Annotated in this window: 23 protein-coding genes and 1 pseudogene; 17 read left to right on the top strand and 7 right to left on the bottom strand. The window is 70.1% G+C overall.

Annotated elements, in window-relative coordinates; genetic code table 11:
- The first annotated feature begins 39 nt into the window (after window positions 1-39).
- From LCY71_RS00710 to LCY71_RS00670, 9 genes are all read left to right on the top strand, one after another.
- Entirely contained in the window at window positions 40-525 is a 486-nt protein-coding gene (locus LCY71_RS00710; protein WP_225334451.1) for a cupin domain-containing protein, read from the top strand.
- Between the two features lie 45 nt (window positions 526-570).
- Window positions 571-870 (top strand): hypothetical protein, encoded by a 300-nt coding sequence (locus LCY71_RS00705; RefSeq protein ID WP_225334450.1) that lies wholly within the window; start codon window positions 571-573, stop codon window positions 868-870.
- A 466-nt stretch (window positions 871-1,336) separates the two neighbouring features.
- Entirely contained in the window at window positions 1,337-3,001 is a 1,665-nt protein-coding gene (locus tag LCY71_RS00700) for a tRNA uridine(34) 5-carboxymethylaminomethyl modification radical SAM/GNAT enzyme Elp3 (protein WP_225334449.1), read from the top strand.
- A 71-nt stretch (window positions 3,002-3,072) separates the two neighbouring features.
- Complete coding sequence (locus LCY71_RS00695; protein ID WP_225334448.1) at window positions 3,073-3,534, top strand: SHOCT domain-containing protein; 462 nt, start codon at window positions 3,073-3,075, stop codon at window positions 3,532-3,534.
- Window positions 3,534-4,295, top strand: a complete 762-nt coding sequence (locus LCY71_RS00690; RefSeq protein WP_225334447.1) for an MBL fold metallo-hydrolase — start codon at window positions 3,534-3,536, stop codon at window positions 4,293-4,295. Before LCY71_RS00695 ends, LCY71_RS00690 begins: the two co-directional genes overlap by 1 nt.
- A gap of 60 nt (window positions 4,296-4,355) precedes the next feature.
- Window positions 4,356-5,441: an NAD(P)/FAD-dependent oxidoreductase gene (locus LCY71_RS00685; protein WP_225334446.1), complete on the top strand. Its 1,086-nt coding sequence runs from the start codon at window positions 4,356-4,358 to the stop codon at window positions 5,439-5,441.
- Window positions 5,442-5,490: 49 nt separating this feature from the next.
- Window positions 5,491-7,617, top strand: coding sequence for a ribosome rescue protein RqcH (rqcH, locus tag LCY71_RS00680; protein WP_225334445.1), 2,127 nt, complete (start codon window positions 5,491-5,493; stop codon window positions 7,615-7,617).
- Between the two features lie 144 nt (window positions 7,618-7,761).
- Window positions 7,762-8,487 (top strand): DUF4013 domain-containing protein, encoded by a 726-nt coding sequence (locus tag LCY71_RS00675; RefSeq protein WP_225334444.1) that lies wholly within the window; start codon window positions 7,762-7,764, stop codon window positions 8,485-8,487.
- Between the two features lie 50 nt (window positions 8,488-8,537).
- On the top strand, window positions 8,538-9,605 hold the full coding sequence (locus tag LCY71_RS00670) for an mRNA surveillance protein pelota (protein WP_225334443.1): 1,068 nt from the start codon (window positions 8,538-8,540) through the stop codon (window positions 9,603-9,605).
- Window positions 9,606-9,635: 30 nt separating this feature from the next.
- On the opposite strand, the gene LCY71_RS00665 is transcribed toward LCY71_RS00670, so the two are convergent.
- From LCY71_RS00665 to LCY71_RS00655, 3 genes are all read right to left on the bottom strand, one after another.
- On the bottom strand, window positions 9,636-10,424 hold the full coding sequence (locus LCY71_RS00665; RefSeq protein ID WP_225334442.1) for an MBL fold metallo-hydrolase: 789 nt from the start codon (window positions 10,422-10,424) through the stop codon (window positions 9,636-9,638).
- 369 nt (window positions 10,425-10,793) lie between these two features.
- Complete coding sequence (locus LCY71_RS00660) at window positions 10,794-11,669, bottom strand: ArsR/SmtB family transcription factor (protein WP_225334441.1); 876 nt, start codon at window positions 11,667-11,669, stop codon at window positions 10,794-10,796.
- A gap of 54 nt (window positions 11,670-11,723) precedes the next feature.
- On the bottom strand, window positions 11,724-12,605 hold the full coding sequence (locus tag LCY71_RS00655) for a dihydrodipicolinate synthase family protein (RefSeq protein ID WP_225334440.1): 882 nt from the start codon (window positions 12,603-12,605) through the stop codon (window positions 11,724-11,726).
- A gap of 133 nt (window positions 12,606-12,738) precedes the next feature.
- Between LCY71_RS00655 and LCY71_RS00650 the strand changes: the two genes are divergently transcribed.
- On the top strand, window positions 12,739-15,501 hold the full coding sequence (locus LCY71_RS00650; protein ID WP_225334439.1) for an ATP-dependent helicase: 2,763 nt from the start codon (window positions 12,739-12,741) through the stop codon (window positions 15,499-15,501).
- Between the two features lie 7 nt (window positions 15,502-15,508).
- Here LCY71_RS00650 and LCY71_RS00645 read toward each other — a convergent pair whose 3' ends face one another.
- The gene (locus LCY71_RS00645; protein ID WP_225335860.1) at window positions 15,509-15,880 is read right to left on the bottom strand and encodes a dockerin type I domain-containing protein; all 372 of its coding nucleotides are present in this window, start codon (window positions 15,878-15,880) and stop codon (window positions 15,509-15,511) included.
- Window positions 15,850-16,464 (bottom strand): annotated as a pseudogene (locus LCY71_RS21635) (sialate O-acetylesterase); the annotation flags it as partial. The gene LCY71_RS00645 and the pseudogene LCY71_RS21635, both read right to left, overlap by 31 nt.
- Between LCY71_RS21635 and LCY71_RS21630 the strand changes: the two are divergent.
- The 4 genes from LCY71_RS21630 (at window position 16,408) to LCY71_RS00625 (ending at window position 19,800) form a co-directional block, all read left to right on the top strand.
- The gene (locus tag LCY71_RS21630; protein WP_373325140.1) at window positions 16,408-16,716 is read left to right on the top strand and encodes a hypothetical protein; all 309 of its coding nucleotides are present in this window, start codon (window positions 16,408-16,410) and stop codon (window positions 16,714-16,716) included. The pseudogene LCY71_RS21635 and the gene LCY71_RS21630 sit on opposite strands and share 57 nt — an antisense overlap.
- A gap of 129 nt (window positions 16,717-16,845) precedes the next feature.
- On the top strand, window positions 16,846-17,307 hold the full coding sequence (locus LCY71_RS00635) for a PH domain-containing protein (RefSeq protein ID WP_225334438.1): 462 nt from the start codon (window positions 16,846-16,848) through the stop codon (window positions 17,305-17,307).
- A complete protein-coding gene (locus LCY71_RS00630) occupies window positions 17,304-19,070 on the top strand; it encodes a PH domain-containing protein (protein ID WP_225334437.1) in 1,767 nt (588 codons plus the stop codon). Before LCY71_RS00635 ends, LCY71_RS00630 begins: the two co-directional genes overlap by 4 nt.
- 151 nt (window positions 19,071-19,221) lie before the next feature.
- Entirely contained in the window at window positions 19,222-19,800 is a 579-nt protein-coding gene (locus LCY71_RS00625) for a helix-hairpin-helix domain-containing protein (RefSeq protein WP_225334436.1), read from the top strand.
- Between the two features lie 43 nt (window positions 19,801-19,843).
- Here the strand turns inward: LCY71_RS00625 and LCY71_RS00620 are convergent, their stop codons facing one another.
- Window positions 19,844-22,552, bottom strand: coding sequence for an AAA domain-containing protein (locus LCY71_RS00620; RefSeq protein ID WP_225334435.1), 2,709 nt, complete (start codon window positions 22,550-22,552; stop codon window positions 19,844-19,846).
- A gap of 141 nt (window positions 22,553-22,693) precedes the next feature.
- Between LCY71_RS00620 and LCY71_RS00615 the strand changes: the two genes are divergently transcribed.
- The 3 genes from LCY71_RS00615 to LCY71_RS00605 all read left to right on the top strand — a co-directional run bounded on the left by LCY71_RS00615 (window position 22,694) and on the right by LCY71_RS00605 (window position 24,080).
- The gene (locus tag LCY71_RS00615) at window positions 22,694-23,239 is read left to right on the top strand and encodes a hypothetical protein (protein ID WP_225334434.1); all 546 of its coding nucleotides are present in this window, start codon (window positions 22,694-22,696) and stop codon (window positions 23,237-23,239) included.
- A gap of 86 nt (window positions 23,240-23,325) precedes the next feature.
- Window positions 23,326-23,847, top strand: a complete 522-nt coding sequence (locus LCY71_RS00610) for a nuclear transport factor 2 family protein (protein WP_373325139.1) — start codon at window positions 23,326-23,328, stop codon at window positions 23,845-23,847.
- Entirely contained in the window at window positions 23,847-24,080 is a 234-nt protein-coding gene (locus LCY71_RS00605) for a DUF8527 family protein (RefSeq protein ID WP_225334433.1), read from the top strand. The genes LCY71_RS00610 and LCY71_RS00605 overlap by 1 nt, the downstream gene beginning before the upstream one ends.
- 23 nt (window positions 24,081-24,103) lie before the next feature.
- On the opposite strand, the gene LCY71_RS00600 is transcribed toward LCY71_RS00605, so the two are convergent.
- Window positions 24,104-24,700: a DUF8159 domain-containing protein gene (locus LCY71_RS00600; protein ID WP_225334432.1), complete on the bottom strand. Its 597-nt coding sequence runs from the start codon at window positions 24,698-24,700 to the stop codon at window positions 24,104-24,106.
- Between the last annotated feature and the right edge of the window lie 39 nt (window positions 24,701-24,739).

The raw sequence follows: 24,739 nt of genomic DNA, 5'->3' as shown, positions 1-24,739 counted from the left end.
AGCAGCAGTTACTTCTCGCCCGCGGTCGACCCCGACCGCATGGAACCTGTCGACGAGAGCGATCTGGAGTGGACCGACCACGAGCACGGCGACCGCACCTTCCGCCGGAAGCAGCTCGGCCGCGCCGCCGGCAGCGAGGAGCTCGGCGCGAGCCTCTACGACGTGCCGCCCGGCAAGCGGACGTGGCTCCGCCACTACCACGAGGGCAACGAGGAGGCGCTGTTCGTCCTCGACGGGAGCGGGACGCTGACGCTCGGTCCAGACGAGGTGGAACACGACCTCTCCCCCGGTGACTACGTCGCGCTCCCCCGCGGCGAGGAGAGCGCCCACGAGGTCCGCGCCGGCGACGACGGCCTCCGCTACCTGGCGGTCTCGACGATGAACGAGCCGGACGTCACGGTCTACCCGGACGACGGCAAGGTCGGCCTCTACGCCGGTTCCGCGCCGGGCGGCCCCTCCGACGAGCGGAGCCTCTCGCGGTACCTCGATATCGACGCCGAAGTGCCCTACTGGGACGACGAGTGACGGTCCGGAGGTAGGTGTAACGCGCTCCGACGACCGGTCGGACACGTGATCCCCGATCTCTCCCTTCGGAGCGAGCCCTCTCTCCGGACGGCGCTCGCCGCCCTCGTCGCCCCGCTCGTCGCTATCGTCGCGGGCGAGGCCGCGCTGACGCGGATAGCCGTGACGGCGGTGTCGGGTGGCGGGGTTCCCGCGTGGTTCCCACAGGCCGGTTCGGTCGGCGAGACGATGGTCTTCTACGCCACCGTGTTCGACCTCCTGACGTTCGTCGCCGTTCCGGCGGCGCTGCTGTGGCTCGGGTACGCCGTCGGCTATCATCGGGCGACGGCGGAAACCGCGGAGCAGTGATCAGTCCGGTCTGAGCGCTTGCACGGCCGTCCGGGCGCCGTAGACGCTCATCTCGGCCGTGTAGCAGAAGACGCACCCGCGGGCGGACGCGAGAGGTCGCCGCTCGCGTCGTCGGCTGGCATACGCCACGGTGGTCGCTCTTCGCTATTCATACCCGCGTGCGTCGCGCGGACACGACCGCATTCATCTCGTCGGCGCGTACTGTCGCCACCCGTGCGAAGCGAGTGTTAGCGACGACACTGGACGAGGTCTTCGCGAGCGGAGCGAGCGAAGCGCGTGGTTCGCGGGACTCCGTCCCGCACTCATCCCGAAAATCGAAGATTTTCGGGCGACAGCGAGTCAGACCGGTCGAGCGCGAGGGGCCGTTCAGTCGTCACTGCCAGCGGTCTCGACTGTAGCAGTTCTTCGGGTTTCTCCTGGGAGCGACACGCTTATTCGCGCGAGACGACCACTCTGTGACAACCAGATGAGCACCGAGTCGACGGACCCGACGGAGACGGAGGCCTTCGAGCGGGTCTGCGAGGAACTGGTCGAGCGGATCCTCTCGGGGGACCTCGAGCGCGAGGACGTCGAGAGCGCGAAGATGGAGGTCTGCTCGAAGCACTCCTCGCCGAAGGTGCCCAAGAACTCCGAGCTGATGGACTACGCGCCCCAGGAGCGCCGCGAGGAGCTCGAGGCGGTCCTGCGGCGCAAGCCCGTCCGAACGGCGTCGGGCGTCTCGCCCATCGCGATCATGACCTCGCCGCACCGCTGCCCGCACGGCAAGTGCCTCTACTGCCCTGGCGGCCCGGACTCGGAGTTCTCCTCGGCCCAGAGCTACACCGGTCACGAGCCCGCGGCAGCGCGCGGCGAGCAGAACGACTACGATCCCTACGGGCAGGTGACGCTGCGGCTCAACCAGCTCCGGGAGATCGGCCACCCCGTCGACAAGGCGGAGCTGATCGTCATGGGCGGGACGATGACCGCCCGGAGCCACGACTACCAGGAGTGGTTCGTCAAGCGGGCGCTAGAGGCGATGAACGACTTCGACCCCGAGGCGCCGCCGGAGCCCGCGGAGGAGGAGAGCTTCGCGGAGGACCCCGACGAGTACGAGTTCCGGTACCTAGAGGACGTCGTCGCCGAGAACGAGACGGCGGACGTCCGCAACGTCGCGACCACCTTCGAGACCAAGCCCGACTGGTGCGACCCCGAGCAGATCGACCGGATGCTCGACCTCGGCGGGACGAAGGTCGAGGTGGGCGTTCAGACGACCTTCGAGCGGATCAACCGCGAGATGCACCGGGGTCACGGCGTCCAGGCCTCCATCGACGCCAACCGCCGGCTGCGCGACGCCGGGTTCAAGGTCGGCTTCCACATGATGCCCGGCCAGCCGGGGATGAGCAAGGAGATGTGCCTGGAGGACTTCCGGCGCATCTTCAAGGAGTCCGAGTGGCGGCCGGACTACCTCAAGATCTACCCCACGCTCGTCGTCGAGGGGACGGTCACCTACGACTGGTGGCGCAAGGACGAGTTCGAGCCGCTGACCAACGACGAGGCCGCCGAACTCGTCGCCGAGATCAAGTCGATGATCCCGGAGTACACCCGCCTCCAGCGCGTCCAGCGGGACATCCCCGCGGACTTCATCGAGGGCGGCGTCTGGAAGTCCAACCTCCGCCAGCTCGCGCGCCAGCGCATGGAGGAGCACGGCTGGACCTGCGACTGCATCCGCTGTCGCGAGGTCGGGATGAACGACGAGGACCCCGAGGAGGTCACTCTCGATACGACGACCTACGAGGCCGGCGGCGGCACGGAGCACTTCATCTCCTTCGAGGACCGCGAGAAGGACCTCCTCGTGGGCTTCTGCCGCCTGCGGTTCCCGAACGACCCCGTCCGCCGGGAGCTGGAGAACGCCGCCATCGTCCGCGAGCTCCACGTCTACGGGAGCCAGGTCGGCGTGGGTCAGGCCGCCGAGACCGACTCCGACCACCAGCACCAGGGCTACGGCCGCCGCCTCCTCCGCGAGGCCGAGGAGCGCGCCGCCGACGCCGGCTTCGACAAGCTCGCGGTCATCTCGGGCATCGGCGTCCGCCAGTACTACCGCGAGAAGCTCGGCTACCAGCAGGACGGGCCGTACGTGAGCAAGCGGCTGTGACCGGCCGAACGGGGCGAGAGCGGCCGTCGGCGCAGCCACGTTTTTGACCCACCCCGTCGAAGCGTCCGCTCATGAGGAGCCCCGCCGAGCGCCTCCGGGACAACGCCGTCGAGGTCGCGTCGCTGCTCGTCACCGGCCTCTGGATGGCGGCCCTGTTCACGGGCCAGGAGTGGTGGCTGGCGGCGCTGATCGTCGGCTACGCCGCCGTGTTACCGATCGTGAAGATCGCCGCCGGGGAGACCGAGGCCGAGGAGACCGGCCGGGAGTGGGGACGGCCGTGGGGAAAGAGCCACGAGAACCGCGAGGCGGAGCGCCGCGGCGACGCGGACACCTTCGGCAACGATGACGACGCGCTCGCCAGGCTCCGCGAGCGGTACGCCCGCGGCGAACTGACCGACGAGCAGTTCGAGCACAAACTGGAGCGGCTCCTGAAGGTCGAAACCCTGGAAGATGCGGACGAGTACGTGAATCGGGCCCGCGAGCAGCGACGGAACCGGGAGGAGGAAGGGGATCGAGCGCGCGAGTACGGGTAGTGGCGCGCGAACTCGTCGAGGGCGTCTGGCTGCTCGATCTCGGACTGGTCCCGCCTATGGCCACGAACTGTTTCCTGCTCGACGAGCGAGAGATGGCCGGCGGCGCGGACGACGAGGCGGGCGGCGAGCCGACCGTCACGCTCTGTGACGCCGGCTACTGGCGTAACCGCCCGTCGCTCCGGAGCGAACTCGCCGACGCGGGCTACGGACCGGGGGATCTCGACCGCGTCCTGCTGACCCACTACGACCTCGACCACGTCACCGGCCTCGCGCGCCTCGCACCGGAATTTGACGGCCCGGTCTACATCGGCGCGCCCGACTACCGGCTGCTCGTCGGCGACGCGGACCCGCCGCTGCTCCACCACAAGGGCCTGTTCCACCGCGTCGTGCGCCGCCTCTTCCCGCTCCCGGACCGCTTCGACGTCCGACCCGTCGAGGACGGCGAGCGCGTCGGGCGGTTCACCGCCTATCTCACGCCGGGACACAACCCCGGCCACGCCGCGTACGTCCACGACGCCGGCGTCGCGCTGCTGGGCGACCTCGTGTGGGGGACGGACGCCGAACTGACGGTCCCCTTCTGGCTGGACTCCTACGACGTCGCGGAGTGCCGGGCGAGCGTCCGGTCAGTGGTCGAGCGTTCGGGACCGTTCGAGGTCGCCGCGATGAGCCACGGGACGCCGCTGGTCCGGGGCGGTTCGGACGCGCTGCGGACGCTTGCGGACGGATTCGAGGACGTCGGGGACGGCGCCGGCGCGGAGTGACGCCCCAGCCCGGACCGCGCGGGCGTGGGTTCTTTGAGCCGTCCGCCCGCAGCGAGAGACATGACAGCCACGGTGGCGGTCGTCGGAGCCGGAGCGGCCGGCGCGGCGGCGGCCTACGCGCTCCGCGACGAGCCCGTCGACGTGACCGTCTTCGAGAAGAGCGGCGGCCTCTGCGGGCGCGCGGCCACGCGCCGCCGGGGCGACTGCACCTACGAGTACGGCGCCAACTACCTCACCTCGGACGACGAGCGCGTCACCGAGCTGGTGACCGAGGCGCTCCCGACCGACGGGCTGGTCGACGTGACCGAGCCGGTGTGGACCTTCGACGCTGCCGGCGAGATCAGCGAGGGCGACCGCGGCGACGGACACAAGTGGACCTACGAGGACGGCATCACGCAGCTCGCGAAGCGGCTGTTCGCCGCGACGGACGCGACCGTCCACCGGAACACGCGCGTCGCGACGCTCGCCAGCGCTGACGGGGGCTGGACCGTCGAGGACGCCGTGGAGCAGAGCTCCACGAGCCCTCGCTCGAGTTCGTCCCGCGAGGACGCCGACGTGACGGACCACGGCCACTTCGACGCCGCGCTCCTGACGCCGCCCGCGCCCCAGTCGGCCGACCTCCTCGGGCAGGCCCGGTGGGACCACGTCGACTGCCGCCGGCTGCGAGAGTCGATCGCCTCGGTCCCCTACCGGGCCGTCGTCTCGGCCGTGCTCCACTACGACTTCGAACTGGACCTGCCGTACTACGCACTGGTCAACGCCGACAGGGACCACGACGTCGGCTGGGTCGGTCGCGAGGAGTGCAAGCCCGGGCACGTGCCCGACGGGGAGGCCCTCCTGCTCGTCCAGATGGCCCCGGACTGGTCGGCCGAGCGCTTTCACGACCCCGAGGACGAGGTCGTCGCCGACGCCGCCGAGGCGACCGCGGCGCTGCTCTCCGACGACCGGCTCGCCGACCCCGACTGGACGGACTACCAGGGCTGGCGCTACGCGCTGCCGGACGAGGGCGTGAGCGACGACGCGATCGAGATGGCCGCGGACCACGACCTCTTCCTCGCGGGCGACTGGGTGGCGGGCGAGGCTCGACTCCACGCCGCGATCAGGAACGGGCTGGAGACGGGCGAACGCATCGCCGAGGCCCTGTAGCTCGTCGGTCTTCCGCTAGCGTTTTGCGTCGCGCCCTGCAGGTGCCGACATGGACCAGAAGCAGGAGCTGACGAGCGTCGACCTCGCCGCCCTGGAGCGCGAGCTGGGCGGGTACGAGGGGGCCAAGCTCGACAAGGCCTACCTCTACGAGGACGACGAACTCGTCCGCCTGAAGCTGCGGGACTTCGACCGGGGGCGCGTCGAGCTCCTGATCGAGGTCAGCGACGTCCTGCGGGCGCACGTCGCCGCGCCCGAGCACGTCCCGGACGCGCCCGGGCGGCCGCCGGACTTCGCGATGATGCTGCGCAACCGCCTCAGCGGCGCGGACCTCGCCGGCGTCGAGCAGTTCGAGTTCGACCGCATCCTCCAGTTCGAGTTCGAGCGCGAGGACGCCAACACCACCATCGTCGCCGAGCTGTTCGGCGACGGCAACGTGGCCGTGCTGGACGAGCACGGCGAGGTCGTCGACTGCCTGGAGACCGTCCGGCTGAAGTCCCGGACCGTCGCGCCCGGGGCGACCTACGAGTTTCCCTCCGCGCGGTTCAACCCGCTGACCGTCGACTACGAGGGCTTCGTCGCGCGGCTGCAGGAGTCCGACGCCGACGTCGTCCGGACGCTGGCGACCCAGCTCAACTTCGGCGGCCTCTACGGCGAGGAACTGTGTACCCGCGCCGGGGTGCCCTACAACCAGTCCATCGAGGACACCGAAGAGGAGGAGTTCGAGGCGCTGTACGACGCCGTCGAGCGGCTGGCGACGCGACTCCGGGAGGGCGACCTCGATCCGCGCGTCTACTACGAGCAGGACGAGGACGGCGACGGCAGCCACCGCGTCGACGCCACGCCGATTCCCCTGGAGGAGTACGAGGACCTCGAGAGCGAGGCCTTCGATTCGTTCAACGCCGCGCTGGACGACTTCTTCTTCAACGCCGACCGGGAGGACGAGGTCGAGGGCGGCGAGCCCCAGCGTCCCGACTTCGAGGCCGAGATCGAGAAGCACGAGCGCATCATCGAGCAACAGCAGGGGGCCATCGAGGACTTCGAGGAGCAGGCCGAGGCCGAGCGCGAGAAGGCCGAACTGCTGTACGCCGAGTACGACCTTGTCGACGAGGTCGTCTCGACCGTCCAGAGCGCACTCGAGGAGGGCCACTCCTGGGACGACATCGACGAGCGCTTCGCCGAGGGGAAGGAACGCGGCATCGAGGCCGCCGAGGCGGTCGAGTCCGTCGACGGCAAGGAGGGCACTGTCACGCTGTCGCTGTCCGGCACCAGCGTGACCGTCGAGGCCGACACCGGCGTCGAGAAGAACGCCGACCGCCTCTACAAGGAGGCCAAGCGAATCGAGGAGAAGAAGGAGGGCGCCAAGGCCGCCATTGAGGACACGCGCGAGGACCTGGAGGAGGCAAAGCAGCGCCGCGACGAGTGGGAGGCCGCCGACGGCGAGAGCGACGCTGACGGCGACGGCGACGAGGAGGACGAAGAGGAGGACGTCGACTGGCTCTCGCGGGCCTCCATCCCAGTCCGCAACAGCGAGCAGTGGTACGAGCGGTTCCGCTGGTTCCGCACCAGCAACGACTTCCTCGTCATCGGCGGGCGCGACGCCGACCAGAACGAGGAACTGGTCAAGAAGTACCTCGAGCGTGGTGACAAGTTCTTCCACGCGCAGGCTCACGGCGGTCCCGTCACGATCCTCAAGGCGACCGGCCCCAGCGAGGCCACGCGCGACGTCGACATCCCCGAGCAGGACAGACGCGAGGCCGCCACCTTCGCCGTCGCCTACTCCTCGGTCTGGAAGGGCGGCAAGCACGCCGGCGACGCGTACATGGTCGACCCCGATCAGGTGTCGAAGACCCCCGAGAGCGGCGAGTACCTCGAGAAGGGCGGGTTCGCCATCCGCGGCGACCGCACGTACTTCCGCGACGTGGCGTGCGAGGTGGCCGTCGGCATCACCGCAGAGGACGTGACGCAGGTCATCGGCGGCCCGCCGTCGGCCATCGAGCCGAAGGCGGAGACGAGCATCCGCGTCGAGCCCGGCCAGTACGCCCAGAACGACATCGCCAAACGGCTCTACCGGGAGTTCAAGGAACGGTTCGCGGACGACGCGTTCGTCCGGAAGATCGCCAGCCCCGACAGGATTCAGGAGCACCTGCCGCCGGGCGGCAGCCGGATGATCGACTAGCGGTATCGAAGCGGAGCGGTCGGAGCCATCCCGCTGCAATCTGGCAGCATACAGTTTTGCGCCCCGCGGTCGTCTGTCAGCCCGGCAATCCGTCGCCGGCGTCGAGACCGGATCGATCCACGACGGTCCCGGCGGTGATACCCAATGTTCGAGGACGCGCTCAGATACCCCTGGACGGGGGACGACAGGCTCGAAACGATCGTCGTCGGCGGCGTGCTGGGACTGCTCGGGATGCTCGTCGTGCCGGTGTTCCTGGTGTTCGGCTACCTGGTCCGGGTCGTACGGCGGGTCGCCGAGGGCGACGAAGCCCCGCCGTCGTTCGACGACTGGGGCGAACTGCTCGTAGACGGGCTGAAGGCGTTCGTCGTCGCGCTCGTCTACGGGCTGGTCCCGGCCGTCGTGTTCGCGGTCGCGGTACTGACGCTGTTCCTGCCGTTCACCGCGGTCGAGGAGACGGGGCCGGGCTCAGCCGTCAGTACCGGTACGATGGTCGATCCCGTCGCCCTCGTCGCCGCACTGGCCGTCGTCGCGCTCGCGCTGGGACTGACGCTCGTGGCCCTCTACCTCCTGCCCGCCGGCGTGGCCGCGCTGGCCCGGACGGGGCGGCTCGGCGCTGCGTTCTCACCGAGCGAGCTCCGTCGGATCGGTCTGAACGGCCGCTACGCAACGGGCTGGCTGGTCGCGGTCGGGATCTCGATCCTGGCGAGCGTCGTCGCGGGCGTCCTCGCCGCGACCGTCGCCGGGGCCGTTCTGGTCCCGTTCGTGAACTTCTACGGGAGCGTCGCGGGGGCGTACGCCGTCGGGCGGGGCGTCCGCGAGGTGCCGGCGGCCGATCTGCGCGCGACCGCGTCGGATCGGGCGGCCGCGTGAGCGACGGCGAACGGAAGCACACTTACTCCCCCGGCCGCAAGTCCGCCCACATGCGGATCAAGAGCCGGGAGCGGACGGAGGCGGGCCGGGAGCGGGTCACCGTGGTCCCCGAGACGCTCGACGACCTGTGGCACCTGACGTACGTGATCGAGCCCGGCGATCGCGTCAGCGGCGACACGACCCGGCGCATCCAGCGCAACGACGAGGACCTGCGGGACACCGGCGGCGAGCGCGAGCCCATGTGGGTCGCCATCGAGGTGACCGACGTGGAGTTCGCGAAGTTCGCCAACCGCCTGCGCGTCGGCGGCGAGATCGTCGACTGCTCCCGGGAGGACCAGCTCGGCTTCCACCACACGCTCAACGTCGAGGAGCACACGGAACTGGACGTCGAGAAGGTGTGGAAGCCCGACCAGGAGGAGCGCCTGGCGGAGGCCGAGAGTGCGACGGAGAACCCGGACGTCGCCATCGCCACCGTCGAGGAGGGAGAGGCCCACGTCCACACCGTCGCCCAGTACGGGACGGAGTCGCGGGCGACCATCACGGGCACGACCGGCAAGGGCGACTACGCCCGGCCGCGCGAGGAGCTGTTCGTGGAACTGACGGACGTCCTCCGGCGGATGGACGTCGACGCCTACGTCCTCGCCGGGCCCGGCTTCACGAAGCAGGACGCGCTCGATTACATCCGGGACAAGGCCCCCGAGGTCGCCGAGAAGACGACGACGGTCGACACCAGCGCCGTCGGCGACCGCGGCGTCCACGAGGTGCTCAAACGCGGCGCCGTCGAGGAGGTGCAGGAGGAGACTCGCATCGCCGAGGAGGCCGACCTGATCGACGAGCTGACCGAGCGCATCGCCACCGGCGCCAAGGTCGCCTACGGCTCCGAGGCGGTCGCCGAGGCCGCCGAGTTCGGCGCGATCGAGGAGCTGCTGATCGTCGACGAGCGCCTGCGACGGGAACGCTCCGACGAGGGCGAGTGGGACGTCGACGTCGACGACGTCGTCCGCACGACCGAGCAGAAGGGCGGGGACGTGACCGTCTTCTCCAGCGAGTTCGACCCCGGCCGCCAGCTCTCGAACCTCGGCGGCATCGCGGCGCTGCTGCGGTACCGGCTGGAGTGAACGGCGGCGGGACCGTTTGACGGCCTGGTTCTAGTCCCCTACTCGTTCCCCTTCAGCGTCCGCGGGCGCCTCGACGGTGACCGCCAGGCCGTCCTCGGCGACGCGGATGTCGCCGTCGTAGCGCTTGCCGATGGAGTCGAGCATCTCCTCGTGGCGGCCCTCGGTGTGCGGGTAGAGGTGGCTGAGGTACACCCGGCCGAGGTCGGCGTCGGCGGCGGCGAGCACCGTCCCCAGCTGGGACGGCGTCGGGTGGTTGGAGACGTCCACGTCGTCCGGGAACGAGCAGTCGTGGACCAGCACGCCCGTCCCGTCCGCGAACTCGATCAGCCCCTCGAAGGCCTCGCTGTCGCCGGAGAGGACGACCGACTGCGCTCCGCCCTCGGGGCCGATCCGGTAGGCGAGACACTGCATCGAGTGGCGCGTCTCCCTCGAGTCGACGTCGAACCCCGCGATCGAGAACGACCCCTGGACGTCCCGCAGCGTCAGGTCCAGCCGGTCCTGCATGTACTCGTGGACGTCCAGCAGGTCCGTCACCAGTTCCTCGGTACCGGGCGGGCCGGCAATCTCTAGGTCCGTCGCGCCGGCCAGCCAGCGCGCCTTCATCAGGACGTCCAGGTCCGAGACGTGATCGAGGTGGTGGTGCGTCAGGAGGACGGCGTCGATCCCCTCGTAGCCGGCGTCGGTGCGCTGGAGGGCGTGGAGGACGCCGCTGCCGCAGTCGACCAGCAGGCGGTCGTCGCCGTCGCTCAGGAGATACCCGCTCTGGAACCGGCGGCCGGTCGGCATGGCGCTCCCGGTGCCGAGAAACGTCAGCTGCATGTCCGGACCGACGTCGAGGAGGGCCAAAGCGTTGGCGTCGACGACGCGTGCCTGGTGCGCGTCGGCGAGGCGGGCGTCGCGTGGGGAGGGCGTCGGCGTCAGCGGAGCAGGCAGACGTCGGCGTCAGCGGAGCAGGCAGACGTCGGGGTCAGCGGCGCAACGGACCCAGCGGGGTGCCGGCGTCACCTGGGCCGGGCGACGCGGCACCGCACTCGGCCACGGAACGGCCGGCGACGGGCGTCAGAGGCGCAGGCATCGGGCGGCCCGTCGCCGGCGCAGATGCGTCTACGCGGGTATCCATCAAAACGGCACCCCAGACTCAAACGGCGTTTTGAGCTATCGAAACTCGGGGACGACGTCGCCGTCCGGTCACTGTCGGCCGCTGTACGCCCACCAGGCGACCACGAGCGCGAGGACGAACAGCCCGCCGAGGAAGAAGGCGACGCCCGGCGACAGCGTCGCGCCGGCCGATCCGGCCATCTCGGCGGCCTCCGTGACGGTGTCCGGAGCCGGCACCGGCGTCTCCGTGGCGCCGCCGTCAGCCGCCGTCGTCGTCGCCTCCGGCGCGGACGTGGGCGTCTCGGTCGCCGCGGACGTCTCGGTGGACTCGGCGACGAACACGTCCGCCCCTTCCGTCTCCGTGGCCGTCGGTGCCGGGGTGTCGGTGGCCGTCTCGGTGGCCTGGCTCACGGCGTCGCCGCCGGCACCGGCGTCCCCCGCGTCGCCGGCGTCGTCGTATCCGAGGTCCTGACCTCCGCTCTCGGAGTCGCCGCCGCTGCCGGTCACGCCGAACGACGGGAGCAGCCCGCCGCTGCCGTACAGCTGGTCGATCAGGAGGCTGCCGATGCCCAGCGATCCGACGACGGGCAGGAGCCGCTTGACCATCGTCAGCAGCGACTCCTTGCGCTCTTCGGTCCCGACGAACAGGACCATCGGGTCCTCGGGGGGCTCGTACACCGTCATCTCCTGGCCCTTCTCGGAGTAGCGGGTGCCGGCGACGGCGATGAGGTCCTGCTCTTCGAGCTTGTCGATGTGGTAGGAGACCTTCTGGATGGACATGTCCAGCCGGTCGGCGATCTCTGAGGGGGTGCCAGGATCCTCGTAGATGGCGTTGAGGACCGAGCGAGCGGTCTCGGAACTGAGCGCGTCCAGCAGCGGGGCCACGTCCTCGTCGACGCCCACTACCTGTAGCTCGCCGTCCTGCGAGGTGCTCGTCTCGGGTCCCCTGGAGGGCAGCAGGGACATACTCCATCCACTGTAGTCGAACGTTAAGTATCTCGTGGATACGCAGGCGGGAATTTACTGGTCGGCGACGAACGCGGCGAGTTCGGCGGCCTCGTCGTCGGGGACCTCCCGCTGGGGCGGCCGGACCGAACCGCGGGGAATCACGCCCCGCTCGGCGAGGACGGCCTTGGTCGCCGGCGCGAAGCCGTGCTCGCGGCAGGCCTCGAACGCCTCGTCGATCACGCCGAGCTGGAGGTCGCGGGCGCGCTCGACGTCGCCCGCCTCTAAGGCCTCTGCCACCTCCGCGTACACGTCGCCGAAGAAGTGCGTCAGCGCGTTGATCCCGCCGTCGGCGCCCATGGCGAGCGACGGCGCGTAGGCCCCGTCCCACCCCTGGTAGACCTCGAAGTCGTCGGGCGTCCGCCGGATCAGGCTGTTGAAGTACGTGACGTCGCCGCTGGAGTCCTTGACGCCCGCGACGTTGTCGTGGTCGGCCAGCGCGACGACCGTGCCCTCGTCGATGTCCTGGCCGACGGCGGGCGGGATGTTGTAGAGGTACACCGGCAGTTCGGACCCGTCGGCGATGGTCCGGAAGAACTCCTCGTTGCCCTCTGCCGGGGCGTCTCCGCCGAAGTAGGGCGCGACGACCAGCGCCGAGTCCGCGCCCGCGTCCGCCGCCGCCGCGACGTGATCGAGTACCTCGCCGACGGCCGTCTCGCCGACGCCGGCCATCACGGGGACGCGGCCGTCCGCGGCCTCGACGGTCGTCTCGACGACCGCCCGTCGCTCCTCGTCGGTCAGCGATCCCATCTCGCCCGTCGTCCCGCAGGGCACCAGCCCGGTGACCCCCTGCTCCTCGATCAGGTGGTCGACGAGGTCGGCCAGCGCGTCGGCGTCGACGGCCTCGTCCTCGTCGAACGGCGTCACGATCGGCGTCCGGATCTCGGTGTCTGCCATCGTCGACACAGTGGCGTCTCCGGACCTACTTGCTTTCGACTGTAGGCCAGGTGCCGCGTTCACTTCCGCCCGCCGCGCCACTTCCGCTCCGGTGACCAAACCCACTTTGGCGCGCAGTCCTACCGCCAGCATAATGGAAGGACGCGAGCGACTGGCGTCGGTCGACGGCGTCGACCCGGCGGCCGTCGACGTCGACGACGGCGACGTGCTCGATCTGCTCGCGCCCGTCGTGCAGGACTGGTGGGTCGAGGAGTTCGGCGAGTTCGTCCCCGAGAACGGCGGCTTCTTCACGCCGCCCCAGAAGGAGGCCGTCCCGCTGATCCACGAGGGAGAGAACGCCCTCATCGCGGCGCCGACTGGCAGCGGGAAGACGTTAAGTGCCTTCTGTGGCATCATCAACGAACTCTTCGACCGCGCTCGCGCGGACGAGCTCGACAACAGCGTCTACTGCCTGTACGTCTCGCCGCTGAAGGCGCTGGCCAACGACGTCCACCGGAACCTGGAGGTCCCGCTCGACGGGATCACCGACGAACTCGAGGAGCGCGGGGAGGACGTCGAGATCCGCCACGCGATCCGCCACGGCGACACCAGCGACAGCGACCGGCAGAAGATGCTGGAGACGACGCCGCACATCCTGAACACGACCCCCGAGACGCTGTCGATCCTGCTGAACAGCCCGAAGTTCCGCGAGAAGCTCCGCACCGTCGAGTACGTCGTCGTCGACGAGATCCACAGCCTCGCGGACAACAAGCGCGGCACGCACCTCTCGGTCTCGCTGGAGCGTCTGGAGGCGATGGCCGAGGGCTCGCCCACGCGCATCGGCTGCTCGGCGACCGTCGAGCCCCTGGAGGAGATCGGCGAGTTCCTGGTGGGTCGTGAGGGCAGCGATCCCGCGGGGAACGACGCCTTCGGCGAGACGCGCGCCTTCGAGGTCGTCGACGCGCGCTTCGCCCGCGAGTTCGACGTGGAGCTGACCTGCCCCGCGGACGACCTCATCAACACGCCGCGGGACGTCGTCCAGAGCCGGTTCTACTCGCAACTCCACGAGCTGATCCGGGACCACACCAACACCATCGTCTTCACGAACACCCGCTCGGGCGCCGAGCAGGTGTTGCACAACCTCCGGGAGCAGTTCGACGCCTACGACGAGGGCAACTCCGGCTGTCACCACGGCAGCCTCTCGAAGGACCGCCGCCGGGAGATCGAGGAGCGGCTGAAGGAGGGGAGCCTCGACGTCGTGACGACCTCGACGAGCCTGGAACTCGGCATCGACATGCCCCACGTCGACCTCGTGGTGCAGGTCGGCTCCCCGAAGTCCGTCGCAGCGCTGCTCCAGCGGATCGGCCGCGCCGGCCACCAGCTCGGCGAGACAGTCACCGGTCGCGTCGTCGCGCTCGACCGGGACGAGCTGGTCGAGTGCGCGGTGATGCTCAAGAAGGCCGAGGAGGGGTTCGTCGACCGCGTGTTCGTCCCCGAGAACGCCCACGACGTCGCCGCCCAGCACGTCTACGGCATGGCGATCAACGGCGTCCGCCGCGAGTCGGAGATCAGGTCGGTCCTGCAGAGCGCCTACCCCTACCGCGACTACGGCGACGACCGGTGGGAGCAGCTCATGCGCTACCTCACCGCCGACTACCCCGGGCTGGAGGAGAAGAACGTCTACGCCAAGATCTGGCGGGACACCAACGATCCGCCCGAGGGCGAGCACCACTACGAGGAGTTCGACGTCGGCGCGGACCTGATCGGCAAGCGCGGCCGGATGGCGCGGGCCATCTACATGACCAACGTGGGTACCATCCCCGACTCGTTCTCCTGCGACGTGTTTACCCGGGCCGGCGACGAGTGGGTGGGCCAGCTCGACGAGGAGTACCTCGACACGCTGGAGAAGGGCGACGTGTTCGTTCTCGGGGGCGACCACTTCGAGTACAGCTACCGCCGCGGCTCGAAGGTGTACGTCGACCGGACCAGCGCCCGCCCGACCGTCCCCTCGTGGTTCTCCGAGCGCCTCCCGCTGTCCTACGACCTCGGCCGGGAGATGCTGGCCTTCCAGCGGCAGCTCATGGACCAGCTCGCGGAGGGCGGTCCGCCGGCGGTGCGCCACTGGCTGCGCGAGTTCCCCCTGGACGAGAACAGTGTCCGCGCGGTCACGCGGATGTTCTCAGAGCAGGTCGCCTACGCCGGTTCGGGGTCGGTCGCGACCGACGAGCGCCTCGTGATCGAGGAGGTACTGGACCACGACGAGTACGAGCGTCACTACCACGTCCACTCCGGCTACGGCCGGCGGTTCAACGACGGCTTCTCGCGCCTGCTGGCCTACCGCATCGCCCAGCGAGCCAACGCCAACGTTCAGGTGGCCGTCGCCGACCACGGGTTCACGCTGTCGATGCCGCTCAACCGCAAGGTCGACGTCGAGGCCGTCGTCGAGGACGTCGATCCCGCGGACGCCCGCGAGGACCTGCGGGCCAGCCTCGACGGCACGGACCTCCTCCAGCGGTACTTCCGGATCAACGCGACGCGCTCGCTGATGATCCTCAAGCGCTACAAGGGCTACGAGAAGTCCGCCAGCGAGCAGCAGGTCAACTCCGAGATGCTGCTCTCCTTCGCCGAGGACCTCGACGAGTTCGCCGTGATCGAGGAGACCTACCGCGAGATCCTGGAGGACAGGCTCAACGTCGCGGGTATCGAGGAAGTCCTCGCTGGCGTCCAGACGGGCGACGTCACCGTCGAGACGGTCCGCGTCGACTCGCCGACGCCGCGGGCGTTCGGCCTGGCCACGCTGATGGCCAGCGACGTCGTCCTCGCCGAGGACGAGTCGGCGGTCCTGCGGGAGTTCCACGAGCGCGTCCTCGCGGAGATCGAGGACGGCGAGGACCGTCAGGCCTCGGCCGGCGAGTGATCGGCCGTCACTCGACCTGTCCGAAGAGGTCGACGAGGTCGGCGTAGTCGACCTCGCCGTTGCCGTTGTAGTCGTAGTACTGGACGTCGTTCTGCATGCCCTCGCCGTCCATGCCGTTGAAGTAGTCGACGACGTCCCGGAAGTCGACCTCGCCGTTGCCGTTGAGGTCCTCGTAGTAGCCGTCGCCGTCCGGATCGGTCGCGTTCCCCGGCCAGGACGGGCGCTCCGCCTCGGGGGGTCGACGGGTTCGGGCGTGGACTCGCCGCCGTCGGACACGTCGACGTGCTCGAGCATCTCCTCGGCGTACCGGCGGCCGAGCTCGCGGTAGGCCTCCGTCGAGAAGTGGTACTGGTCCTGGTTGTCCAGCCCCTCGGCCGATACGACGTGGGCGTTGGGGATCAGGTCCGGCAGCTGGTGGATCTCCTGGTTGTGGACCTCGCAGCAGCCGTTGTACTCGCTGTACATGAGTTCGCCGGCGAGGAACGGGACGTCGCCGACGTCGAGGTCCGACTTGAGGTCGCTGACGATGCCCGCGACCTTGTTCTTCCAGTCGGACTGGCCGGTGTTGGTCTCGCCCTGGTGGAAGATGATGCCCTTGATCGTGCCGACCGCCTGTGCCTGCTGGGCGAGGTCCAGCAGCCACTGGTAGGCCCCGTCGAACTGCTGGGGAATGTCGCGGTCGTTACGGCCGACGGGCGCGCCCTTCTGGAAGAGCGCGATGTCGGCCCCGCTGACCGCGGCCGGGACGACGCCGACGTGGATCGACTCGTCGGCCTCCTCGACCATCGTCCGGCCGAAGTAGTCCATCGGTCCGATGCCGGCCCAGCAGCGGTTCAGCGGCGGCTCGGCGACGCGCCACTCACTGTACTCCCAGCCCCTGTCGGAACAGGTCTTGTCCTGCAGGACGTGGAAGCGATCGGGCACCTGGCGGTCCTGGCCCTCGATCGTCCCCTGCCCCTCCATGTTCGACTGGCCGAACGCCAGGTAGACGTGGAAGTTCTCCTTCGGCACGTCCGACGGATCCGCAGCGGCCGTCTGACTCCCGCCGAGCAGGACGGTTCCCAGGCCCGTCGCTGCACCGGCGCGCAGCACCTGCCGTCTGGTCCGACCGCGCGTTCGACGTCCCCCTTCCCCCTGTTCGATCGAATCGTCGTGATACTCACCCATAACGGATCAGCTCTCGAAAGCGTCGGCCCCTATTTCATCCATCAGTGATAAAAAATTAGCGTTGATATGTAACGGAACGATCGCCGGGCTGGCAATCCGGCGTCGGTGGGACCGGGGCTCCCGCACGTCTCCGCGCCGACGCCAACCCTTTTGGTCGGTCCGGCCGCCCACCGTCGCATGGAGAGCCTCCACGCGCGGGTACAGGTGCTGTGGATCGGACAGCGGCTGGTCCTCGCGACGGTACTGGCCGGCCTCGCGTGGTTCCTCGGTCGGTTCCTCGACCCGATCGGACCGGCAGTCGCGGCCGGCGTCTGGCTCGCCGTCGCCGTTCTGGGGACCGTCCACGCGGTCCTCCGGTACCGCCGCTGGCGCTTCGAGTTACAGAACGACTCGGTGTACCTGGTCCGCGGGGTGGTGACGCAGGTGGACACGTCGGTGCCCTACGTCCGCGTTCAGCACGCGGACACCCAGCGCGGCCCGCTGGAGCGGGCCGTCGGCCTGGCCAGCGTCGTCGTCTACACCGCGGGCTCGCGGGGCGCCGACATCACCGTCCCCGGGCTGCGGCCGGAGCGGGCGACGGAACTGCGCGAGCGGCTCCGCGACCTCGCTGTCGAGAGCGAGGCCGCCGACGCGGTATGAGGCGTCTCCACCCCCTCAGCGCCGTCCAGCGCGCGGTCAACGCGGCGGTCCGGGGGGCCTCGACCGCCCTCTTCGCGGTGATCGCGATCGGGACCGTCGTCGACTCCGTGGGGTTCGAGTGGGCGTTCGTCCTCGGCCCGCTGGCCGCGGTCACCGGCCTGGCCTACGGCGTCGCTCGCTACTACCGGTTCACCTACGAGGTCGCCGAGGGCCGACTGACGGTCGCCTCGGGCGTGTTCGACCGCCAGGAGCGGGACATCCCGCTGAGCCGGATCCAGAACGTCGACGTCCGCCGCGGGCTGTTTCACCGCGTCGCCGGCCTCGCCGTCGTCAACTTCGAGACGGCGGGCGGCAGCGCGACGGAGGCGGTGCTGAACGCCGTGACCGTCGCGGAGGCCGACCGCCTCCAGGAGGCCGTCGCCCGGCACCGACGCGACGCGACCGACCGCCGGAGCGAACGGCGAGAGCGGCCCGAGGCGGGCGGCGCCGGCGAATCGGTCGGCGTGGACGACGACGCAGTCGCGGCCGACGACGCAGACGTCGCCGGTGCGGTCCGCGAAGTCGACGCGGAGGCCACCGCGCCCCCGGAGCGGGAACTGCTCTACGAGCTCTCGGCGACCGACCTGCTGCTCTTTGGCCTGGTCTCGGTCCGCCCCGGCGGGCCGGTGCTGGCGCTGTTCAGCACGCCGTTTCTGGAGGACCTCGCCTGGCGGGCCGTCGCCGCGGGCGTCTCGCTGCTCGGCGGGCCCGCCCGGCTCTCGTTCGAGCTCCTCCCGACGCTGTCGCCGGGCGACCTCGCGCTGGTCGCCGCCGTCGCCGCCGTCCAGTTCCTCGTGGCCTCGTGGCTCCTCAGCGCCGTCCTGACCGTCCTGAGCTACTACGACTTCCGCCTCGAGCGGGTCGGCGACGACCTGCGGTACGAGCGCGGGCTCGTCCAGCGGTTCAGCGGCTCCATCCCCCTGGAGAAGGTCCAGACCGTGACGATACGGGAGACCGCGCTGATGCGGCCCCTGGGGTACGCCGGGCTGGCCCTGGAGACGGCGGGCTACGCGGCGGGCGGGAACGACGGCGACGCGAGCAACACGGCCGTTCCGTTCGACGACCGCGAGACCGTCGTCGCGTTCGCCGAGCGCCTGGGGCCGGTCGACTGTCCCGATATCGAGCGACCGCCGAAGCGGGCGCGACGCCGGTACGCCGCCCGTTACGGCGTCCTGCCGGTCCTGCTCGCGACGGCGGTCGTGTTCGGGATCCACCGACTGCTGGTCCCCGTTCCCCAGTGGCCGCTGACGCTGGTCGGGCTGGCAGCGGCACCGCTCGTCGGCCACCTGGCCTGGCGCAACCGCGGTCACGGCGTGGCCGACGACGGCGTCGCCACGCGGGCGGGCTTCTGGGTCCGCCACACCCGACTGGTGCCGTACTTCCGCGTCCAGACCGTCATCGGCGTGCGGACGGTGTTCCAGCGCCGCCGCGACCTCGCCAGCGTGATCGCGGACACGGCCAGCAGCGCGGGCCTCGTCGGCGGCGACGCGATCGCCCACGACCTCGACGACGCGACGGCCCGCGACCTCCACCGGACGCTCAGAGAGCGCCTCGCCGCCGACCTCGTACGGCGCCGCCGGGAACGGCGAGGCGAGAGGAGCCGCGACCCGTCAAGGCGGACCTTCGACCCGGGTGCCGGCACCGGCGAGACCGACGCGCCGGGCGATTCGGGGGGGACCGATCCCGGCGCGACCGGCCCCCCGGACGATGGGAGCGACAGGTAGATCGCGGTCGTCCGCCGAAAGCACTCGAAATCCCCTTACGGCGACGTGACTGGTCGCTCGAAAGCAACGGACACAAGGGCCTCAGTGACCAGTCTAGAGGCGAGGCTGCTGTGCCGACCGAGAAACCACCAGGCACACGTCTCACCCGACAATGTCAGAAGCGAACTTCGCTCCCACGGAAACCACCAGGACCGACGCACAGATCGGGACCGTCTTCGAGGACCAGCGCAGCGGCGACCTGCGGAAGGTCATCTACGTCGACGACCACGTCGTGCTCGTCCGCGACGAGACGGGGTCGACCACCCTGACGCCGCGAGACACCTTCGAGTCGCAACTGGGCAACCGCTACCGGGTCCGCCGCGGAGTGGACCCCGCGGTCGACGCCGGGCAGTACGACCGGCTCCGCGACGCCCTCGCAGAGTACGAGGCCGCCGAGGGCCGGAAGGCCGCCCACAAGGCCGAGGCGCTCGACGAGGCGCTCGACCTCGTCGCCGGCCGCGCTCCCGAGGGAGAGGGCGACGGCGACGCGGAGTCGGACGACGACGGCGACGAGGAGTTCCCCCTCGAGGACGTCCCGGGCATCGGCCCGGAGACGGCCGGCAAGCTCCGAATGCAGGGCTTCGTGACCGTCAGCGACGTCCACGGGGCGAGCGACGACGACCTGCTGGGCGTCTCCGGCGTCGGCCCCTCGGCGCTGGAGAACGTCCGCGAGTTCGCCGAGGAGTTCTGAACGGGCGCGGTTGACGGCGGCGCGCCGGGCCGCGTGAGCGGTCTCAGCGCGCCCACTCGACCATCCGGCCGTACACGTCGTCGCTCGCGAGGGCGTCGGCGTCGCCCACCAGCACGAGCGCCTTCTTCGCACGCGTGAGCGCGACGTTGATCCGCCGGTAGTCCTCGAAGATGGGGCCTTCCAGCGACCCCGTCGCGACGAAGGAGACGACGATGACCTCCTTGCTGGAGCCCTGGAACCGGTCGACGGTGTCGACGGCGACGCCGTCGGGGACGCGGCCGCCGATCTCGGCCACCTGGGCGCGGTACGGTGCGATCACGCCGACGTCGCCCGGCGAGACGCCCGCCGCGAGGTAGGCGTCGACCACGTCCGCGACCGCGTCGGCCTCCGCGGGGTTCGTGTTGCCCTCGGCGGCGCCGTCGGGATCGACGAAGTTCACGCCGTCCCGCAGGTGCGCCGGCAGCGATTCTGGATCGACCCCGTCGAGGTCGCCGATTTGCTGGGCGGCCACCTCGCCCGTCGCCGGGCGCAACTGGCCGTCGTAGAACTCCCGCGAGGCGAACGCCTGGATCTGCTGGGCCATCCGGTACTGCCGGTCGAGCATCACGCCGGCCTCGGGGTACTCCTCGATCAGGCGCTCGAACAGCGACGTGCTCAGGTCCGCGGCGTCGGAGAAGGAGCCGCCGCCCTCGGCCTGCACCACGGGCGGGAGCTGCTGGTGGTCGCCGACGAGGACGAACCGGTCGGCGAGGTTCGTCGCGGCGAGCGTGGCCGGCTCCGTGAGCTGGCCGGCCTCGTCGACGATGGCGGCGTCGAACGACTGCGTGCGCATGATCCGCGACCCGCAGGATGCCGTCGTCGCCGCCACGACGTCCGCCGACTCCAGGCGGTCGACGCACTCGCCGGGGTCGCCGGCCGATTCGAGCCGGTACTCCTGCATGTCCTCGCGGACGCCGCTCTCGGTGCCGACGCGGACGACGTCGTCGAAGCCCTGTTCCTCCAGCGCCTCGATGCAGTTGTCGACGGCGCGGTTGGTAAAGGCGGAGAGCAGAACGCGGTCGCCGCGGTCCACCAGCGCGCGGACGATCCGGGCCAGCGTGTAGGTCTTGCCCGTGCCCGGCGGCCCGTGGATCAGCGCGAGGTCCCCGGCGCCGACCGCCGTGCGGACGGCCTCGTCCTGGGCCTCGTTGTTGTCGATGAACGTCTCCTCGATCTCTTCGAACTCGGGTTCGCGCCGGCCGAAGAAGACGTCCTTCTGCTCGGGCGGCTGGGTCAGGACGCCGTCGTGAAGCGCCGTCAGCATCCGGTCGGCGCCGATCTCGGAGGGATAGACGTCGAGCCGCCGCAGCTCCACGGGCTCGTCGGTGGTGACGACCACGTCGGCGTCGTCCGCGCCGTCGTCGACGCTGCCGAGCCGCTCGACGCGGGCCAGTTCGGCGTTCCCCGAAACCGGGTCGCCGTCGCTGGCCAGCACGACGTCGCCCTCGCGGATCTTCGAGACGGCGCCCGTGCCCTCGGCCCGTAGCTCCCACCGGCCGCCGTCCAGTTGCCGCTGCCCGAGCGGCTCCAGGTCCACCAGCGCGCGGTCGTCGTCGGCCCGCTCGTCGGCGGTCTGGTCCCAGAGCTTGGCGTACTCGCGGTGGACCGCCCGGCGCTCGGCCTCGATGGCCCGATAGAAGCGACCGAAGTACTCCCGCTCCTCTTCTGGGACCGGCGAGCCGACCTGGCCGGCCTTCGACTCCTGGCCCAGCCGGCCCGAGACGGCCATGCACGTGTCCTGCTCGAAGCAGTACTCGCACTTAGCGTCGGCCTCGTAGCCCGTCGGGACGCTGGCGTCGGCCTCCATCGCCGCGATTTCGTTCCGCGTCCGGACGACGAAGTCCAGCAGCCCCGACCCCATGGAGAAGTCCTTGGCGGGCGAGAGGTCGCCGGACTCCTCGTTGCGGTCGACGGCGGCGTTCTTGGTGTAGAGGAGGGTGCCTGTGTCCGGCGGTTCCTCGCGGCGCTCGCCGAGGATCAGCGCGTAGCAGGCCGCCTGAATCTTGTCCTGGAAGCGCGGGTCGCGCTTCGTGTTCTTCCCCGTCTTCAGTTCCACGGGCATCCCGCGCCGGACGGCGTCGGCCCGCCCCTTCAGCCCGTAGCGCTCGCTGATCAGGGTCATCTCGGATCTCCATTCGTCGCTCTCCGTCAGCGTCCCCTGATTGAGCCAGCCCTGGATGGCGGAGGCGTGGTCGCGGACTTCGGCCTCGACCTCCTCGGCGTCGTGGCCGAGCAGCCCCAGGTCCAGGCCCGCCTGCTCGACGTGGTCCGCGACGGCCTCGTCGAGGTCGCGGTCCCGGAGCAGGTCGCCGAACACCTCGTGGACGATGGTCCCCTTCACGACGGGGTAGGCGTGGTCCGTCCCGCCGATCTTGTTGAGGTAGTACATCCGCGGGCACTGGACCCACGAGCGGACGTCGGTCACGTCGACGAGGAAGTCCGGTTCCACGACGACGCGGCCGTCGCTCCCGACGGAGTACTGCTGCTCGCCCCGATACGTCCGCTCTTCGGCGTCGTGGGCGGCCAGCTCCATCCCCACGTCGAGGTAGTCGGCCGTCTCGGTCCACTTGCCCCACAGCGTCACGGTGGTCGGCTCGCCCCGCCCCCGGTCCGGGCGCATCGTGACCTCGCAGAGGTCCCTGTCGCCGTAGTCGGTGCTGACGGTCTTCGGTTCCGCGACGTCGACGACGACCCCACGCAGTTGCACGCTCACTGCCACGCGCGCGGTCGGAAAAACGCCTTCGGTCCGGCCGGTGGTCCCGCCCGCTGCCCGGCGAATCCCGACCGGATCGATCCCCGACAACGGTTACCATGAACCGAACGATTCATTCCGAAGTGCGTGCAAACTGCTCGTATGCGCGTTCGCGACTGGCAGGACATCCTCGAGGACGTCGTCGAGTCGAAGGCCGACCCGGACGGGTGGCGCGCCGTGGGGGGCGACCGCGCGAACGGCATCGGCGAGGACCTCTACGTCGGCCACCCGCGGGTAGGCGTCTATCAGCTCAAGACCTACGCGAAGAACCCCTTCGAGGTCCAGGGGGTCGGGGCCGAGGTGGCCCGACGCATCGACGACGAACTGGACCCGCTGTTCCCCGAGGAGGGCAGCGGCCTCTTCGGCGTCCAGCAGCCCGCCGAGGACGAGGACGAGGCCGAGGACATGGCCAAGCGCCTGGAGACAGTGCTGCAGACCCACGCCGAGGCCCCGACGACGCCCGACGCCCTCTTCGAGGACGTCATGGACGCGATGGACTCGCCAGCCTACGGGCCCATGGAGTTCGACCAGTACGACCGGCCCGAGGTCATGGACGAGCTGACGGAGACCTTCGAGGAGGCCGAGGAGCTGCTTGACAAGGAGTTCGAGGACGTCATCGACGACGACGTGGAGCGCGGGTTCCACTAGCGCAGGGCGCTTCTCCGCGTTGCGCGGCGAGCACCCCGTCGTGACGGACGACAATCGCTAAACCTCCGCGGCCCGGACGGGCGGCCATGCACGAGGGCGACGCAGACTCGGCCGCGGCGACCGTTCGCCGGTATTTCGAGTCTCTCAGGAACGCAGAGCCGCTGGCACCCTTCTTCGCCGACGACCCTGACGTCGTGAAGTACGGGCTCTCCGAGCGGCTGGTCGGCGACGAGGTCCAGACGGGGCTGCGCGAGCAGACCGAGACCACGCGGGACTGGGCCGTCGAGAGCCGCGCCCTCCGCGTGACGGAGCGCGACGCGCACGCCTGGTTCAGCGATCAGGTCTTCATGGGCTGGACGGACGTGGAGCGGCGGATCCGCTACGAGTTCGAGACGCGCTGGTCCGGGACGCTGGAGCGCAGGACCGGCGGCGAGGTCGACCCCGACGGCGAGTGGCGCTTCGTCGGGATGCACGTGTCGCGCGAGGCCGAACGGAGTGAGGCCTCGGAGAGAGCGAGCGGCGTCCTGGCGAGCGAAGCGAGCCAGAGGTCGGAAGACGAGCGCAGCGAGTCTTCCGGCGACGCCGCGAGCAACGAGGAGGCGCTGTGATGGTCGGCCCCTCCATCGACGCCGAGGGCAGCCGGTCGTTCATGTTCAAGTTCCGGATCGGCTTCGCCATCTTCGTCGGCCTCTCGATGGCGCTGGTGTCGGCCCACGGCGGCGCGGCGCTCCCGCTGGCGGGCGCCATGGGCCTGGTCGGGGCGGCTGTCGGTGCCGGACTGGCGTGGTGGGTCTTCCCCGACAGCATGTCGCGGCTGGACGGGCGTCGTGGGCGGCGCTGAGCCCGGGGGCGTTCGCGAGCACGTCAGGGACACCGAACGTCCGTCATGGATCGATCCCATACCCCCTCGACGTACTCCTCGTAGCTGAGCTCGCCCTCGCTATACCGTTCGGCCGTCTCGAGTCGGATCACGAACGGAAGCGAACGACTGCCCTCCTCGGTCATCAGATAGTAGTGCAGTTTCAGGGGGGCGTATCCGCGCGTCGCGTTTACCATATCGGCGAACGTGATCGCGACGAGGGTGGCTCGCGCCTGTCTGACCGTCGTGTTCTCGCTGTACTCGGTGTAGTTCATCACGAGCCTCGCTTCGTCATACCGAGTCGACGCGGCGCTGACGTTGTTGTCCTCGAGGACGCCGTGGAACGCCGTCCGGAACTCGGACTTGTTCACTTCGACCGGTTCCGATGTGGAGGCCTGCGTCGCCGTTTCAGTCGCCGTCGACGTCGCAGTCGCTGTCGGTGTAGCAGTCGGCGTGGCGGTCTGTGTCGGGGTAGCGGTCGGCGTCGCGGTGTCGCTCGTCACGTGCGTGGCGGTCGACGATTCAGTGCCGGGGTCGCCCCCTGTCCCCGTACAGCCCGCCAGCACGACGAGGAGACACAGAGCGATCGCTCGGGTTCGCATGGCCGGTGCTGCCTCGTCATCGCATATAAAATTCTCTAT

Origin of the sequence: Halomicrobium urmianum, from assembly GCF_020217425.1 — an archaeon.
Lineage (GTDB): Archaea > Halobacteriota > Halobacteria > Halobacteriales > Haloarculaceae > Halomicrobium > Halomicrobium urmianum.
This window is presented reverse-complemented; position numbering and strand designations above follow the sequence as displayed.

Bases quoted from the DNA above. Each gene is read 5' to 3' on its own strand.
- LCY71_RS00710 (WP_225334451.1), top strand. From the start codon at position 40: ATGGAACCTGTCGACGAGAGCGATCTGGAGTGGACCGACCACGAGCAC.
- LCY71_RS00700 (WP_225334449.1), top strand. From the start codon at position 1,337: ATGAGCACCGAGTCGACGGACCCGACGGAGACGGAGGCCTTCGAGCGG.
- LCY71_RS00695 (WP_225334448.1), top strand. From the start codon at position 3,073: ATGAGGAGCCCCGCCGAGCGCCTCCGGGACAACGCCGTCGAGGTCGCG.
- LCY71_RS00685 (WP_225334446.1), top strand. From the start codon at position 4,356: ATGACAGCCACGGTGGCGGTCGTCGGAGCCGGAGCGGCCGGCGCGGCG.
- rqcH (WP_225334445.1), top strand. From the start codon at position 5,491: ATGGACCAGAAGCAGGAGCTGACGAGCGTCGACCTCGCCGCCCTGGAG.
- LCY71_RS00675 (WP_225334444.1), top strand. From the start codon at position 7,762: ATGTTCGAGGACGCGCTCAGATACCCCTGGACGGGGGACGACAGGCTC.
- LCY71_RS00670 (WP_225334443.1), top strand. From the start codon at position 8,538: ATGCGGATCAAGAGCCGGGAGCGGACGGAGGCGGGCCGGGAGCGGGTC.
- LCY71_RS00665 (WP_225334442.1), bottom strand. From the start codon at position 10,424: ATGCAGCTGACGTTTCTCGGCACCGGGAGCGCCATGCCGACCGGCCGC.
- LCY71_RS00660 (WP_225334441.1), bottom strand. From the start codon at position 11,669: ATGTCCCTGCTGCCCTCCAGGGGACCCGAGACGAGCACCTCGCAGGAC.
- LCY71_RS00655 (WP_225334440.1), bottom strand. From the start codon at position 12,605: ATGGCAGACACCGAGATCCGGACGCCGATCGTGACGCCGTTCGACGAG.
- LCY71_RS00650 (WP_225334439.1), top strand. From the start codon at position 12,739: ATGGAAGGACGCGAGCGACTGGCGTCGGTCGACGGCGTCGACCCGGCG.
- LCY71_RS00635 (WP_225334438.1), top strand. From the start codon at position 16,846: ATGGAGAGCCTCCACGCGCGGGTACAGGTGCTGTGGATCGGACAGCGG.
- LCY71_RS00630 (WP_225334437.1), top strand. From the start codon at position 17,304: ATGAGGCGTCTCCACCCCCTCAGCGCCGTCCAGCGCGCGGTCAACGCG.
- LCY71_RS00625 (WP_225334436.1), top strand. From the start codon at position 19,222: ATGTCAGAAGCGAACTTCGCTCCCACGGAAACCACCAGGACCGACGCA.
- LCY71_RS00615 (WP_225334434.1), top strand. From the start codon at position 22,694: ATGCGCGTTCGCGACTGGCAGGACATCCTCGAGGACGTCGTCGAGTCG.
- LCY71_RS00610 (WP_373325139.1), top strand. From the start codon at position 23,326: ATGCACGAGGGCGACGCAGACTCGGCCGCGGCGACCGTTCGCCGGTAT.
- LCY71_RS00605 (WP_225334433.1), top strand. From the start codon at position 23,847: ATGGTCGGCCCCTCCATCGACGCCGAGGGCAGCCGGTCGTTCATGTTC.
- LCY71_RS00600 (WP_225334432.1), bottom strand. From the start codon at position 24,700: ATGCGAACCCGAGCGATCGCTCTGTGTCTCCTCGTCGTGCTGGCGGGC.